Annotated in this window: 13 protein-coding genes and 1 other RNA gene; 4 read left to right on the top strand and 10 right to left on the bottom strand. The window is 38.8% G+C overall.

From position 1 onward, the window contains the following. Positions 1-18: 18 nt before the first annotated feature. From CVS92_RS05160 to typA, 5 genes are all read right to left on the bottom strand, one after another. Positions 19-588 (bottom strand): hypothetical protein, encoded by a 570-nt coding sequence (locus CVS92_RS05160; RefSeq protein WP_107788732.1) that lies wholly within the window; start codon positions 586-588, stop codon positions 19-21. A gap of 414 nt (positions 589-1,002) precedes the next feature. Next, positions 1,003-1,692, bottom strand: coding sequence for a tetratricopeptide repeat protein (locus CVS92_RS05155; RefSeq protein ID WP_107788731.1), 690 nt, complete (start codon positions 1,690-1,692; stop codon positions 1,003-1,005). 19 nt (positions 1,693-1,711) lie between these two features. Next, complete coding sequence (proC, locus tag CVS92_RS05150; RefSeq protein ID WP_107788730.1) at positions 1,712-2,614, bottom strand: pyrroline-5-carboxylate reductase; 903 nt, start codon at positions 2,612-2,614, stop codon at positions 1,712-1,714. Further along, positions 2,496-3,158, bottom strand: a complete 663-nt coding sequence (locus CVS92_RS05145) for a hypothetical protein (RefSeq protein ID WP_234398703.1) — start codon at positions 3,156-3,158, stop codon at positions 2,496-2,498. Before CVS92_RS05145 ends, proC begins: the two co-directional genes overlap by 119 nt. Positions 3,159-3,524: 366 nt before the next feature. Beyond that, complete coding sequence (gene typA / locus CVS92_RS05140) at positions 3,525-5,327, bottom strand: translational GTPase TypA (protein WP_072595308.1); 1,803 nt, start codon at positions 5,325-5,327, stop codon at positions 3,525-3,527. 161 nt (positions 5,328-5,488) lie between these two features. On the opposite strand from typA, the gene CVS92_RS05135 reads away from it, so the two are divergent. The 3 genes from CVS92_RS05135 to CVS92_RS05125 are packed head-to-tail and all read left to right on the top strand — an operon-like array spanning position 5,489 to position 9,209. Continuing rightward, on the top strand, positions 5,489-6,886 hold the full coding sequence (locus CVS92_RS05135) for a flagellar hook-length control protein FliK (protein ID WP_107788729.1): 1,398 nt from the start codon (positions 5,489-5,491) through the stop codon (positions 6,884-6,886). An 8-nt stretch (positions 6,887-6,894) separates the two neighbouring features. Continuing rightward, on the top strand, positions 6,895-7,602 hold the full coding sequence (locus tag CVS92_RS05130) for a flagellar basal body rod modification protein (RefSeq protein ID WP_021090228.1): 708 nt from the start codon (positions 6,895-6,897) through the stop codon (positions 7,600-7,602). A gap of 8 nt (positions 7,603-7,610) precedes the next feature. After that, positions 7,611-9,209 carry a flagellar hook protein FlgE gene (locus CVS92_RS05125; RefSeq protein ID WP_107710254.1) on the top strand — a complete coding sequence of 533 codons (1,599 nt, stop codon included), beginning with the start codon at positions 7,611-7,613 and terminating at the stop codon, positions 9,207-9,209. Positions 9,210-9,254: 45 nt separating this feature from the next. On the opposite strand, the gene CVS92_RS05120 is transcribed toward CVS92_RS05125, so the two are convergent. Continuing rightward, positions 9,255-9,680, bottom strand: a complete 426-nt coding sequence (locus CVS92_RS05120; protein WP_087578100.1) for a hypothetical protein — start codon at positions 9,678-9,680, stop codon at positions 9,255-9,257. Positions 9,681-9,792: 112 nt separating this feature from the next. Between CVS92_RS05120 and ffs the strand changes: the two genes are divergently transcribed. Continuing rightward, an RNA gene (gene ffs, locus CVS92_RS05115) (signal recognition particle sRNA small type) lies at positions 9,793-9,890 on the top strand. On the opposite strand, the gene CVS92_RS05110 is transcribed toward ffs, so the two are convergent. From CVS92_RS05110 to dnaN, 4 genes are read right to left on the bottom strand one after another with little or no spacing between them, the layout of a single operon-like run. Next, a complete protein-coding gene (locus CVS92_RS05110; protein ID WP_107788728.1) occupies positions 9,877-11,112 on the bottom strand; it encodes an HD domain-containing protein in 1,236 nt (411 codons plus the stop codon). The two genes, ffs and CVS92_RS05110, sit on opposite strands and share 14 nt — an antisense overlap. Beyond that, a complete protein-coding gene (queF, locus tag CVS92_RS05105; RefSeq protein ID WP_234398702.1) occupies positions 11,112-11,729 on the bottom strand; it encodes a preQ(1) synthase in 618 nt (205 codons plus the stop codon). Before queF ends, CVS92_RS05110 begins: the two co-directional genes overlap by 1 nt. A 17-nt stretch (positions 11,730-11,746) precedes the next feature. Continuing rightward, positions 11,747-14,056: a DNA topoisomerase (ATP-hydrolyzing) subunit B gene (gene gyrB, locus CVS92_RS05100; RefSeq protein WP_103647912.1), complete on the bottom strand. Its 2,310-nt coding sequence runs from the start codon at positions 14,054-14,056 to the stop codon at positions 11,747-11,749. A gap of 14 nt (positions 14,057-14,070) precedes the next feature. After that, the gene (dnaN, locus tag CVS92_RS05095; RefSeq protein ID WP_107788727.1) at positions 14,071-15,144 is read right to left on the bottom strand and encodes a DNA polymerase III subunit beta; all 1,074 of its coding nucleotides are present in this window, start codon (positions 15,142-15,144) and stop codon (positions 14,071-14,073) included. Positions 15,145-15,368 lie beyond the last annotated feature (224 nt).

Below are 15,368 nucleotides of genomic sequence, written 5' to 3'. Positions count from 1 at the left end.
TTCTCCCTTATGAAAAATTTATTTTACTTTTTTGGCATTGTGTTGTAAGTATTTGAGCACTAAATTTAGGTCAGTTTCGTCTAGTGCTACAAATTTTGCATCGACCATTCCAGCTAAATTTGCTGGCCACTGAGCCGCTGTAAAGCTATTTGGCTCATGAAGCCTATGACATGCGGAACAAGTCTCTTCGTAAATTTGTTGTGCTTTTACGTAAAGCTTTTTTGTATCGCCACCAAGTGCGTCATTTGGCACTTCGTAAACGCCCTCTGCTTGGTACCATACTTCGCCATACTCATCTTCAATATCTTTTACTTTTTTAAAATTTGTCCCACTTTCATCATTAAAAGCAATAAAAACTTCCGGATCTTCTATGCTTCTTTGAAGCTGGGCTAAATAGTTCGTTGAAACTACACCATTAACCTTTATCTTGCTCGTCTTTTCACCTTTTTCTATAACCTCAACTGGCGTTAAAACCTCGATCTTTCCGATCATCTTGCCATCTAGCGTTATATTGGCATCTTTTGCGATGACATCGGCACTAAAAGCAAGACTACATGCTAAGGCAGGGGCTAAAAATAGCATTTTCATGTTGCAATCCTTAAAAATAAAATTTAAAAAAATCTTATAGCCTAATGGCTTAAAATTACATTGTTATATTTAGCTTTATTTAAGAAAATTAATATTTGCTTTTGTTAAAAATAAGATTTAGAAGAAAATTTATCAATGAGTTTTATTGATTGTCTTAATGATTAAAAGTATAAGCAAACACAAGCTCTGTAAAAATTTTACTTTTGAGTCTAGTGAAGTAAAAATTTAACTTTACTTCACTAACTACTATAAAAAAGTATGGCAAAGTTTTTATAAACTTAAAAATATAAATTAGTAAACTTCTTACAGAATTTAAAAATATGCTAAAAACTACTACTCTACATTGCTGGCTATGCTAAGACTTTCTAGCATTTTATCGTTTTAAAATTTTTATCAAAATGCCTTACTATCAATCTAGCAGCTTTGCTTATCGCCTAGCTCGCACGCCTTTTTTCGCATTTGCTTTGCCTTTTTCGCGTCTTTTTTTACTTGCTCGTATCTGTTTTCGTTGAAATTTCCCTCATACAGCCACGCCGCTCTCGCGCAGCCGCCTACGTAGCCTAGCTTACACGAGCGCTCGTAATACTCCATCATCTCGCCTATATCGCCTCCCGTTCGCTCTATCATCCAGCCCACGTTGTAGCATCCGGGAGCGTATTTTTTGTTGCATAGGGTATTGTTTATCGCAAACGACTGCACCTCGTCGCCCAGCTCTTCTTGGATAAAATTAGCTAGCGCCAAGCAACCGGGCAAATACTCGTAAAGGACGCAGCTAGCCTTGTAATACGCGCTAATCTTAGTCTCGCGCTCGCTCTTATCCGCGGCTTTTACTAGATTATTTTTATAAAGTTCGCCCAGATAAAAGCAGCCCTCGCCGTCTCCTTTGGCGCAGGCTAGACTAAATAGCCCCTCCGCCGCGCCGTAGTCTTGCTTTAAGTTAGCGGCCACCATGCCCGCTTGCACGCACTCTTTGGTAGCGTTTAGGTCGGGATTTTTGCATTTTTTGAGCTTTTCTAGCGTATCTGCGGCTAGCAATGGCGAAAGGCCGGGCTCGCTAGCGAATAAATTTATCGCCGCAAATAGCGCAAATAATAAATTTTTCATTTTTATCCTTTAAATTTACCTAACCCCTCGCTTTGGCGATGCAAGCGGCGATAGCCTGCATCAAAGCTCCGCGAAATCCGCCGTTTTCAAGCGCGGCAAGTCCTTCGATCGTGGTTCCCGCCGGCGAGCAGACCTCGTCTTTTAGCGCGGCCGGGTGCTTACCGCTTTGGATCAGACGCGCCGTCCCCTCTATCGCCGCACAGACAGTGTCGTAGCAAAGCTGCCTAGGCAGTCCGCCCCGCACGCCGGCATCAGCCGCAGCCTCGATAAAGGCGCACGCATACGCGGGCAGGCTTCCCGCGATGCCTGTAAATGCGGCAAACCAGGCCTCGTCTATCTCGTAAATTTTACCGATTTTAGCGATTATCTCGCGCACGGTCTCTTTCTTGGGCTCGCTAAATCCCGCGTCAAAGCAAAGAGCCGTGGCCGATGCGCCGATGCAAGCCGCGATATTTGGCATCGCGCGAGCGATATAAACGCCCTCGCCTACGATTTGCCTAGCGCGTTTTATGTCGAAACCAGGCGCCAAAAGAAGCAAAATTTTGCCCGCAAGCTCGGGCGCGATCAGGCGCAAGATAGCCTCGTAGCTAGCGGGCTTAGTAGCTAGCACGACCGCGTCCGATTCGCGCGCTAGATCCGTTTCGCTCGCGGCTATTTTTACGCTAAATCTCTGCCGTAAGGCTCCGTTTTTGCTTCTGGCGCAGGCTAGGATTTCAAATTTTGCCTCTTTTTCGCATTCATGCAGGCTTGCTTTTTCATCCGTTTGCGCTAAATTTTCCGCCCCGTATGCCTCGCTACCGCCGTCAAATTTTTGATCGTCTTCGGCAAAGCTTGCCCCGTCGGGTTGCGCTCGCCAAAGCGCCTCTATCATCGCGCCGCCCATATTTCCGCCGCCGATGAAGCCGATTTTTACGCTTTTCATTTCGCCGCTTTTTTAGAGTGCCGATTTTGACCGCTTTGCCCGCGATCGCCGCATTTATCGCCGTGCTATCCGCCCAGATAGCCCCCGTGACCTGCCCCGGTGCCAAGGTATAAACGCCGCCCGTCTGCGCCTCGTCGCTAGCCTTAAATTCGTTGCCCACGACCAGCTCATAAAAGCCGTTCGTATCGTTTTCAAATTTGATCACCGCTTTTAGCGTCGGCTCCATTTTCTGCTTCGCCGCGCCCGCGTACTGCTCGAGCACGTTTTTGCTAAGCTTGCCGTAGACGTCGCCGTCTTGGCTTAGATATATCCGCACGGCGCGCTTATCCGAGTTTTTGCCGCCCTTTTCGCCCTTGCCGACGCTAACGCTCATCTCATAGGCGGTTTCTCCGGTCGGGAAGTCCTTAAATTTAGCGTCCGGGACGAAAACCCGCACGTTGTCCGTTACCTTCTTCGTTTCGTGCGTCTGCGGCGTTATATCCGTTAGTACGATCGTGGATTTAACGTCCGAGCCTTTGTCCGAAACAAGCGCGGAGATCGGCACGCGAGTAAGTAGCGTAGTCTCGTAGCAGCCGCTAAAAATAAACGCTGCGGCGAGAGCGAAGATAAATTTTAGTTTTTTTCATCGGTTTCCTTTAAAATTTCGCAGATTCTAGCATAAACTAAGCATTTTTGTATTGATTACATTAAAAGCAAAAATAGAAAAGTAAGTATGGTATTTTAAAGTATAAATGGTTTTAAGATTGATAAATTTTAAATGAGAGAGAATGGCTCTATTTCGTCTTGAACAAAGCCAACTTAAATAAATAATGCAAAAAAAGTATGAGAAATTTATTTAAATATTTAATTTGCTGTTTTTAGAGTTTAATTATTAGCCCCTTTACAAAGGGGCTAAATTTATAAAATTTGATTAGAGTTTTGCTTTTCTTTTGCGCTCTGTCGGATCTAAATAGCGCTTGCGAACACGGATATTTATAGGTGTAACCTCAACTAGCTCATCATCCTCTATCCACTCTAGTGCACGCTCAAGGCTTAGCTTTCTAGGTGGCACAAGCTTGATCGCATCGTCACTACCGCTAGCACGCACGTTTGTTAGGTTTTTACCCTTGATAGGATTTACGTCAAGGTCGTTTGGACGGCTGTGCTCGCCGATGATCATACCCACATAGACTTTTGCTTGCGGATCAAGGAAAAGCACACCACGATCTTGCAAGTTAAATAGCGAATAAGCAAGCGTTACGCCGTTTTCCATCGAAACTAGAGCACCATTTGTTCTATGCTCGACGGTACCGCTAAGTGGTCTAAACTCCAAAAAGCTGTGGTTCATAACGCCCTCGCCTTTTGTATCAGTCAAAAACTGACTTCTAAAGCCGATAAGCCCACGCGCTGGTATCTCAAACTCGATCCTTGTTTGGCCATCGCCTGTTGGGTTCATAGAGACCATTTCCGCTTTTCTTTTGCCAAGTTTTTCTATGACTGTGCCTGTCGTATCATCAGGTGCGTCGATCACTAAAAGCTCGTATGGCTCGCATTTTACGCCGTTTATCTCTTTTACGATGACCTCAGGTCTGCCAAGTAAAAATTCATACCCTTCGCGGCGCATATTTTCAGCCAAAATAGTAATTTGAAGCTCACCACGGCCACTTACTTTAAATTTGCCCTCGCCAATATTTTCGTACTTCATCGCGATATTTGTCTTCATCTCATTTGCAAGGCGCTCATCAATCTTATTTGATGTGACGTGTTTACCTTCAGTGCCTGCAAGTGGGCCGTCATTTACAGAAAATACAACGCTAAGTGTTGGCTCTTCGATGTGGAGAGGATCAAGCGGATGAGGATTATTTGGATCAACGACGCTATCGCCAACATCAAGCGCATCAAAGCCAGCGATCGCTACGATGTCGCCAGTACCAGCTTCGTTAATATCGGTTCTTTCAAGACCCATAAAGCCAATTAACTTTGAAATTCTACCAGTTGTCTTTGTGCCATCAGCCTTTGCAAGCATAACATTTTGATTTTTAGATATCTTGCCGTTAAAAATTCTCGCGATGCCGATCTTGCCGACGTAGTTATCATAATCAAGAGTAAATACTTGAAGCTGAAGCGGGTTTTCATCGCTACCACTTGGAGCTGGTACGTGAGCCAGGATAGTCTCAAAAAGTGGCTGCATATCTTTGTTTTCATCGCTTAGTTTTAGCTTTGCGTAACCATTTTTAGCAGCGGCATAAACGACTGGAAATTCTAACTGCTCGTCGTTTGCGTCAAGTGCAACAAAAAGATCAAAAATTTCATTTATAACACGGTCTGGATCGCCTGCTGGCTTATCTATCTTATTTACAACAACGATTGGGCGAAGTCCTAGTGAGAGCGCCTTTTTAACGACAAATTTAGTCTGTGGCATAACGCCTTCTTGCGCATCGACAAGTAGCAAAACGCCATCAACCATCTTTAACACGCGCTCAACCTCACCACCAAAGTCAGCGTGGCCTGGGGTGTCAATGATGTTGATCTTTGTATCTTTGTAGCGAATGGCGGTATTTTTAGAAAGAATCGTGATGCCACGTTCTCTTTCGATGTCGTTGCTATCCATTACACGCTCGCCAAGGTTTTGATGCTCGTTAAATGTTCCTGACTGTTTCAAAAGCTCATCAACCATTGTTGTTTTACCGTGGTCGACGTGTGCGATAACGGCTATATTTCGTATCTTTTCCAAATTTTTCTCCGTTTATTAGTTTGCTATTTTTCGTTTGTCAGTTTTAAAATAGGGGCAGATTATAGCCAAATTTTTATAAATTTTAAGCTGATATCAAGAAATTAATTTTTGGAATAGATTTTGCATGTTTGGCATTAAGTTTAAAAATTTGAAAGGTTTAAATGCAAGCTTATACAGCGAAAAATAACGTAGATTTGCTGGCTCCTACTGGAGGTAAAAAGCCCTCTGTTTCTAAAAAATCTCAAAATAACGGCGAATTTTTATCGATGGTTTTAGATGCAGCTGCGAGTAAGGCAAATAGCGGCCAAAAAATCACTGAAAAAGATGTCAAAGAGATAGTAAAAACAGTTACTACTCAAAAAGAGACACTGCAAAAAGCACAAAGCGAAAGTGCGGCAAAAATTTCAACTGCACTTGAAGAAAATTTGGACGAAAACACAAAAAACGAGCTTTATGAAAATGCAAATTTCATGCAGCTTTTGCAAGTTTTAGAGATACTAAATGGCAATGAAAAGGTAAGTAAATTTCCAAATTTCAGCGACAAAATAGCAAATTTCTTAAGTGTGCCCCAAAACGTCGAAGAGCTTAGCAATGTTAAAAGCGTTAGTGATCTTATCGACCTTGCTAAGAAATTTGACCTTGGCCTTGAAAATATAGAAATTTCAAACGAAGATGTACCAAAACTAAACGAGATGTTTAAAAATTTAGGCAAGAAAGAATTTTTCACACCGATAAAGACCGAAGAGAAGCCTTTTTACCTAAAAGAGCTAAAAAATGAGGTCGAGCAAACCATCATAAAAAACGAGCCAAAAGAGGTCGTAAAGCTTGATACTTTGTTAAAAGAGGTAGTGGCAAATCCAACTAATGAAACTAAAAATTTAGTAAAAGAAGAGCCTAAAAAGCTAGATAGTGAAGTAAAGCTTGATGATGAGATAGTGGATGTTGAGCCAGAGGAGCAACCAAAAGAGCCAAAAGTAAAGGTAAATCTACACGAGCAAAAGGCACAAAAAGCTCCAACTCTTGAGTCGCTACTCTTCCCAGAAAGAGAGCAGATGAGCGAGCCTGAGCCAAGCGAGGAGACATTTAACAGCGATAATAAATCAGAACTAAATCAAATGGTAAAAGATATCGCTAGTAGCGCCAAACACCAGCTTCAAACAAAGGCTGAGATAAAAGAGACGCTTAGTAACTTCTCTTCTACACTAAAAGAGCAGGTGCAAAATTACAAAGCTCCGATCACTCGTTTTAACATAACGCTTAATCCACTAAATTTAGGCGAAGTTGAGATCACGATGGTAAATCGCGGCAATAACTTACATGTAAATTTTAACTCAACCACGGCTACAATGAATCTCTTTTTGCAAAATCAAGCCGAGTTTAAAAACAGCCTTGTAAATATGGGGTTTACCGAGCTTGAGATGAATTTCTCAGATCAAAACCAAAGACAAGACAAAAGAGAACAAGCAAAAAACAAATATAGCTCAAATCAAAGCGATGAGAGCGAAAACACTCAAGCGGAACAAAGCTTGCTTGAGCTAGTAATACCAAGATATATTTAGGAGAGATCATGGCTTCAGTTTCAGATATAACTACACAAACAACACAACAAAAAAACGCCGAGAAAAAGGCAAAAGCAAAGCAAGATGCAGCAGCTGGCACAGGAACTAACCCAAATGCGCAGCTAGATAAAGATGCATTTATGAAGCTACTTTTAACAGAGCTTCAGTACCAAGACCCAACAAGTCCTATGGATACTGAAAAGATGCTCACACAAACTAGCCAGCTAGCTTCACTAGAGATGCAACAAAATACAAACTCAGCTATGAAAGAGCTTGTAAATCAGTTAAAATCAAATGCAAATGCCTACGCTATCTCAGCCCTTGGCAAAATGGTCTCAACTGGTTCAAACTCAGTTTTACTAACAGATGAGCAAAAAACTGTAAATTTTGCACTTTATTTTAAATCAGATCTTGCAAATGGTAAGCTTGAAATTAAAAATGCAAATGGAGAAGTCGTTCGTTCAATCGATATAAAAGATCTAAAATCAGGAGTTCGCAGGATATCTTGGGATGGTAAAGATGATTCTGGAAAACAATTACCAAACGGTGCATATACAGTCTCTGTTAATTACACCGGAAAAGATGGTAATTCATACAAGACTCAAGTAGGTAGCTATCCGGTTGAAGCAGTAAAATTTGTAGATGGTAAAGCCATGATAAAAATCGCAGGTGAATATGTCCCAATGGATAAAATATCTGAATTTTACGAAGGATAAAAGCCATGATGAGAGGTTTTTACAACGGAATTAGTGGCATTAAAACACAAAGCTTTGGCATGGATGTTTGGGCAAATAATATTTCAAATATCAACAACGTAGGTTTTAAAGCTTCAATCCCTGAGTTTAAAAATTTAATCAATCAACATATGGCTTCTGCTGGAAGTGGTCCAACTAACAATCAAGTAGGTCTTGGAGCTACGAAACAAACGACAGCTTTAAAGATGACAAATGGTAGTTTTCAAAATACTGATAATAACTTTGACCTAGCCATAGGCGGTAAAGGCTTTTTTGGTGTCGTTGATAAAAATGGTAGAAACTACTACACAAGAACAGGTAGCTTCGATATAGATGGGGCTGGGAATTTAGTAGATAATAAAGGCAACTTGCTTCTTGGTACGTTAACAAGTTTTACTCCAGTCACCCCAAGTGCTAATGCTCTTAGAAAATATGGTCAAACAAAAGGTACCACGCAGGCATTTACTGCAAAAGAAGAAGATCTAAAACTAGGCGATACTGGCTCACAAAAAGGTATAAATTTACCTCATTTTTTATATATGCCAGCCAAGCAAACAAAAAATATAAATTTAAAAGGCAACCTAGACTCAAGCCTTATAACAGATAAGCAAACAACAGCCATTGATGCGGCAAATTTTAATTATACACTCGATAATACAAACAAAACTATCTCGCTAAATGGACAAATCCCACTAAGTCAGACGAACTTTGGTGCAAAAGCAGGTGACAGCGTGGTAGTAAAAGTAAAAGACGGTGATGGTAAATTTAGTGAGTTTTCAACCACACTAGAGAGCGATGGCAGCTGGCATATAAACAATAAAAGCCTAAAATTTATGAATTTTGCTAGCTTAGATGTAAAAGCCGAAGTTACATCACTAGTTGAAGTAGCTAATAAAGAAAAACTAAGCTCAGAGATATATAACAGCGATGGCACAAAGAGCTTAGTAACTATAAATTTTACAAAGCAAATTCCTCAAGGTGGCAATCAAACTATCTGGAATGCCACAGCTACGATAACTGATGCTAATGGTGTTGTACAAAATACAGCTATGGGAACACTTACTTTTGATGGTAGCGGCAGGCTTGTTACAAATACATTAACAAGCGTTGGAAACGTGGCTTTAAATTTTCTTGGCGATGGAGATGCAAATGTCTATAATGGCATAACAAGCTCGGCTAATTCAAAAAAAGACTTTGTCATAAAAGCAGATGGCTACGCCGAAGGAAATCTCTCAAAATATAGCGTCGATGATCGTGGAAATATCATGGCAAATTTTGACAATTCTCGCTCATTTATAGTTGCAAAAATAGCTCTATTTCACTTCCAAAATGAGCAAGGCGTATCAAAAGTGGGCGATAATCTCTATGAAGCAACTCCAAATTCAGGTGAGGCATTTTTTTATAAAAATAAAGCTGGTGAGACTATTTATGGCTCACAAATCCTTGCAAATAAACTTGAAATGAGTAATGTCGATCTTGGTCAAGCGCTAAGTGAGGTTATAGTCACGCAAAAGGCTTATGAGGCTAGTGCAAAAAGTATCACAACAAGTGATGAGATGATCCAAACTGCTATTCAGATGAAGAAATAATTTTTATGCTAGTTGATGATTAAAAATTTAAAATGAATGATAATCTTAAGAATAGAGTTTAACTTCGTTTATTAAAAACTCATAAACTCTTTGCTGAACTAAAATTTCTTCCTCGCAACCACTCATCAAGCGACGAAGGTGAGAAAAATCTATCTTTTTGGAGTATCTTTTGTGATCTTTTAGGTCTTTATCAATGCTTAAAAGTAGTGCATCAAGTGTGATCCTATCGTTTCTTTTAACTCTTGCTACATACTCTTTAACAGTTTGGATCAAAAAGTCTTTTCTAGTTTGGTCATTTTCATAAATTTCATTTGTAATGTCATTTAAAACAAAAAAATCATCTTCGTCTGGGTCAAATTTAGCAGAGATCATAGCGGCAAAAATTTTTGCACGAAACTCTAAAGATTTGTGATGATAGATAAAAAAATCTCTAAAAGCTGATAAAAAACGAAGTTTAAACTTTCCAGACATTACTCTACTTTTTATGAAATTTGGGCTGATTATATACTTTTAAAGCTAAATTTTTAAAAATGTAACTATAAAACAAAATTTAAGTATAGTTTTTGTATGATTGCGAAGCTCCTTCTTAGACCTGTGCAATGCTTTTTATGAGCACCGCTTCAGGGTGGGAACACAGCAGAGCACTTGTATTAAGTGTGTGCCGCAGTTATCTGAGAGGGGGTCTTTCTAAACCAAAATGCTCATTAAAATCATCGCAAATTTCTAAAAAATCCACTCCGTCGATCTTAGGTTTTTCACTAAAAAATTTATACATATTATTAAAACCGTCAGTTAGCTCTTTTGACTTGACGCCATAGCTTATAGAAATTCCAGCTTCTATGTAGGCTGATAGCTTGTCGCAGTATTTTAGTGCTTTGCCATCGATTGGGTTAAATTTATCATCATTTACGTTCTCCATCGTTCCTTCGTGGCAGATGATTTTACGCTCGTAAGTTCTATTTTCAAACTCATCTTTTATAAATTTTTCACCATCTTTTCTGATGCCAAGGATGTAGCTAAACTCATCTTTGATCTTTTCTGGCACAAATGGCAAAATCCTCTCATCAATAAGCCTCATCTCATACTCGCTGATGATTTCATTTAGCCCTTTTACACCGTATTTTACAGGGCTTATGATGTCCCTTGTAAGACTCTCTGGTAGGTCGTGAAATAGCGCGCAAAAGAAGTTATTTTCTAGGCGTTTTTTGCAAGCTTTTGCTTTTAGTGCATAAAAATAGCTAAGTATCGCAACTACTAGCATATGCCCTAAGACCGCAGTTTCAGGGATACGAGGCGTTTGTGCCCAGCGCTTTTGAAACCTTAGCCTGCCACTTAGATCAACAAGGCGGGCTAATTTTTGATTCATAGCGATCTTTCTAACGCCAATTAACTCGTAATAGTCCTCCATCTCCTCCTCAACCTTAGCTTTAAGCTCGTCGATATCGCTTAAAAACTGGCTCGTTTGATATACGATAGAAAATTCCCACCTAGTAGCAAGATAGCTAGCTGCTTTTAGGATGAGGCGTTCTTTTTCATGCTTTCTATCACTTTTAAAATAACTTTTAAATCTCTCTAAAAACTCGCCATTTTCAATATCTGAAATAAGGCTATCAAGATTACTTAAGACCCAGCTATTTATCTGCTCTTTTTTTGTCTTTTGGATGTGGTGAAAGACGTCTGGACGTATGTCTGTGACTACGACCCTACTTAAAAACTCAAAAATTCCAGCCTCAATGATATAGTTCATATCGGCGTCTTGTTCTTGTTTTGCTATGAAATAAGCGATGATAAATTTATGAGCCTGCTTATCAAGCTCGACTAAATTTGTCATCTTTGGATAGTCGTTCCAACGTGATATAGATGCTGCTTTAAAGATATGTTCTATAAGCTTAGCACTTATCATTATTTATCCTTTTTGACTACTTTTGGCTTCTTATCATCGGCATAGCTTATCTTTCTAAAGCCCTCTTTGTTTGAGCTTCTTCTTGGTTTGTCATCTTTTTTAAATTTATCATCTCTACTGCCCCTGCTACTAGCGCGATCACTTGTGCTACGTCTCTCGCGTGGCTTGTCACTAAAGCTTCTCTCTTTAGTTCTTGGAGTAAATTCTTTCTCCTCAGCTGGCTTTTTTACGACTAGATCAGAGCTGATCTCGATAACTGTGTGGACATTTCCACGTGGATTAAAGTCACCAACTATCTTCATAAATTTAGGCTCAAGTTTTTTTTCTAAAACAGAGTAAATTTCATTTATACTATCTTCGTGACTGATATTTCGGTTCATAAAGCTATTTATATAAAGCTTTATCGCTTTTAGCTCGACAACTAGCTTGTTTGGGATGTACTCAAGATATATAGTCGCAAAGTCAGGATAACCAGAGCGAGGGCAAAGGCAGCAAAACTCAGGCAGAGTAATCTTTATGAGATAGTCCCTTGTTTGCTTATTTTCCCAGACCTCAAGGTCACTCTCTACGTCAAATTCTTTCAAAATTTTCTCACCATATTTCATCTCTTCGCTCATTTTTTATCCTTTTTCTTTTAAATATCTAAGTGTTTAACGTCTTTTGCGTGGTCTTGGATGTAGTTTCTTCTTGGCTCTACCTCATCGCCCATAAAGAGATTAAACGTGTCAGAAGCACTTATAGCGTCGTTTATATCGATCTTTAAAAGTCTTCTGTTCTCAGGGTTCATCGTAGTCTCCCAAAGCTGTTCAGGGTTCATCTCACCAAGACCTTTATAGCGCTGGATATATGCACCTTTTTTCGCATTTTTCTCTACTTCATCAAGCACGTCTATAACGTCACTATGCAAGTCTAGGCCGCGCTCTTTTATCTTTTGGCTGATGTAAAGCGCCTCTTCGTAAAGTGGATTTGTAAATAAATTTTCATTTACCACAAGCTCTTCTAGGCCGCTTTCAGTTTGTACATAAATTCTAATCTCATCTTCACTAACGTAGTGGTTTAGGATGTTGTGACCCTCAGCTTTTAAGAAGTCTCTTAAAATTTCAAAAATTTCATTGTAGCTTTTTGAGACGATGTCTGGATTTTCTATCATATAGCGGATCGCTGAAAGGACGTTAAAGCGTTTTTCAAGCTCTTTTAAGACACTTCTATAAGCTGCAACGATCTTTAAGAAATCAATCAAATCAGCACTACCAATGCCCTCTATATCAACGCCCTCGATACCAGTTTCGATAAGAAATTCGTTTAACGCCTTTTCATCTTTTAGATAAATTTCTTTCTTACCTTTTTTATAGCGGTAAAGTGGCGGCTGAGCTAGGTAGATGTGGCCATTTTCTACAACTTTATTTAAAAATCTAAAGAAGAAGGTTAAAAGTAGCGTTTGGATGTGGCTACCATCGACGTCGGCGTCGGTCATTATGATGATCTTATGATATCTAAGCTTTTCAGCGTCAAATTCATCTCCAATGCCGCAACCTAGCGCTGTTATCATATTTTTTATCTCATCAGATTTTAAAATTTTATCTAGTCTTGCCTTTTCAACGTTTAGAATTTTACCCTTAAGCGGCAATATCGCTTGAAAAACTCTATCACGCCCCTGCTTTGCTGAACCGCCCGCAGAGTCGCCCTCCACTAGGTATAGCTCGCTAATTACTGGATCTTTGCTCTGGCAATCAGCTAGTTTGCCAGGGAGCGTACCTACGCTCATGCTCTCTTTTTTGCGAGTTAGATCCCTAGCTTTTTTAGCGGCCTCGCGACCACGAGCTGCCATTAGAGCTTTATCCATTATCGCTCTTGCTTCGATAGGATTTTCTTCAAAATACTTTGTAAGCACGTCAAAAACCATCTTTTGAACGATAGGTTTTACGTAGCTTGAGCCTAGTTTGCCCTTTGTTTGTCCCTCAAACTGCGGCTCTGGCACCTTTACACTTACAACTGCGATTAATCCCTCGCGGATATCTTCGCCAGTTATCTTTGTATCTTTTTCACGTGCAGCAGCGTTTGCTTGAACGTAGTTTGTGATAACTCTTGTAAGGCCCGCTCTAAATCCAGCTTCGTGCGTACCGCCATCTGGAGTTTTGATATTATTTACAAAGCTTAGTAAATTTTCACTGTAAGTGTCGTTGTAAAGCAAGGCAAAATCAACCATAACGTCATCTTCACCACCGCTAAATGATACTGCTTTGCTAACAGCATTTGCCTTGTTCATATCAGTTACAAAGCTCTCAAGTCCGCCCTCAAAATGAAAGCTCTCGCTTCTGCCATTTCTTTGATCTTTAAAATTTATAGTTATCTTTGGGTTTAAATATGCTAGCTCGCGAAATCTTTTTACTAAAATTTCATCATCAAATTCAGTAACTTCAAATATGCTATCATCTGGCCAAAACTCGACTTGAGTGCCTGTGCGGTTTGTAGTTTTTATGACTTCAAGATCGCTTTGTGGGATACCTTTTGCAAATTCTTGTCTATGAAGCTTACCATCACGTTTGATATTTACAACTAACTTTTTAGAAAGGGCATTTACTACAGATACACCAACGCCGTGAAGACCGCCAGAGACCTTATAAGTGTCCTTGTCAAATTTACCACCAGCGTGAAGCACAGTTAGAACAACAGTCGCAGCTGAAATTTTCTCAGTCGGGTGCATATCCACTGGGATACCACGGCCATTATCACTAATGATCGCTGAGCCTTCTCGTGTAAGCTCAACGTCTATCGTATCGCAGTATCCTGCCATCGCCTCATCAATAGAGTTATCAACAACTTCGTAGATCATATGGTGAAGACCGCTTATGTTAGTATCGCCTATATACATGCCCGGGCGTTTCCTGACCGCCTCAAGACCTTTTAGTACTTTGATATTTTCTGCGCCGTAATTATTTTCCATAATCTTGCCTTATCTTATAAATTTATCGGCATTATTACTGTTGTTAATTCTTTTGAATTTACAACAAATGCTAGTGAGCTTTCATTAAATCCAAGCTCAAAATTTTCATCCTCGATGCTACTTAAAAAGTCAAGTAGATATCTATTTTTTATACCTATGAAAAATTCATCTCCAAGCTCTAAACCAGTTTGATAATCTATCGTAGTTTTTGCTTCAGAATTATCTTCTATAACACTTTCAAATGTTATATTATCTTTAGCAAAAGATATTTTCATTGTATCACTTAGCATTGAGATAGTTTTTATACCCTCTATCATCTTATCTCTACTTAATTGAAGTCTTTTTCTTACCTCTTTTGGTATTACACGCTCGTAATCTGGAAATTTGCCATTTATAAGTTTTGTGAAAAATTCAAAATTTTGACTTTGAGCTATTAAAATATTTTCATCATAGTAAATTTCTATCTTGTCAAAAAATAGTTTTTGTATTTCATTGATAGCTTTTTTAGGGATTATTAGTGAAAATTCTTTTTCTGTTGGTGTTTGAAATCTAAATACACTAAGTCTTCTTGTATCAGTACCAACGATATTTATAAAGTCTTGTTTAATATCAAGGAAAGCACCATTTAGTTCAAATTTTGGGTTATTACTATCAATACTTGGTAAAATTTTCTTTAAACTTCTTCCTAACATGACAGCGTCAACGTCAAATTTTGATTTACCTTCAATCGTTGGAAATTCAGGAAAATCTTCAAATTTATACATTGGAAGTTTATATTTTGAGTTTTTTTGTTTTATGTAAAGATAGTTATTTACAGTTTCTAACATTACTTCTTCATCTTTTAGACTTTTTATAATGTCAAGTAGTTTTTTGCCATTTGCAGTTGCGTAACCTTCATCAACGATTTTTACATTACTTAGCTTGTATGCTAAACCTATTTCATGATCAGTTGCTTTTATGTTTAAAACACCATCTTTTGCTGAGATATAAATGTGAGAAGTTATAGCACTAAGATCTCTTTTTTCAAGATATGGATTTGTATTTGTTACTATGCTTTCAAGCATATTTTTGTTTATTAAAACCTTCATTAAAAACTTCCTTCTATTTTTAAATTTAATTTTTTTGTTTTAGTAGGTGATGTTAAAAAGTGAAAAGTACTTTTAAACATCGAAATACAGCTATTTGAAATGTGAAAAATTATATTTTCTTTTTCACATTTATTCACAAATTTCATATTGTATTTTATCCTTTTGTCAAAATTTTGTTTTTTAATTCAGTAACTTTTAGACTAAAAATTTCATTAGTTTGTATT

Origin of the sequence: Campylobacter concisus (assembly GCF_003048555.1) — a bacterium.
Taxonomy (GTDB): domain Bacteria; phylum Campylobacterota; class Campylobacteria; order Campylobacterales; family Campylobacteraceae; genus Campylobacter_A; species Campylobacter_A concisus_AO.
This window is presented reverse-complemented; position numbering and strand designations above follow the sequence as displayed.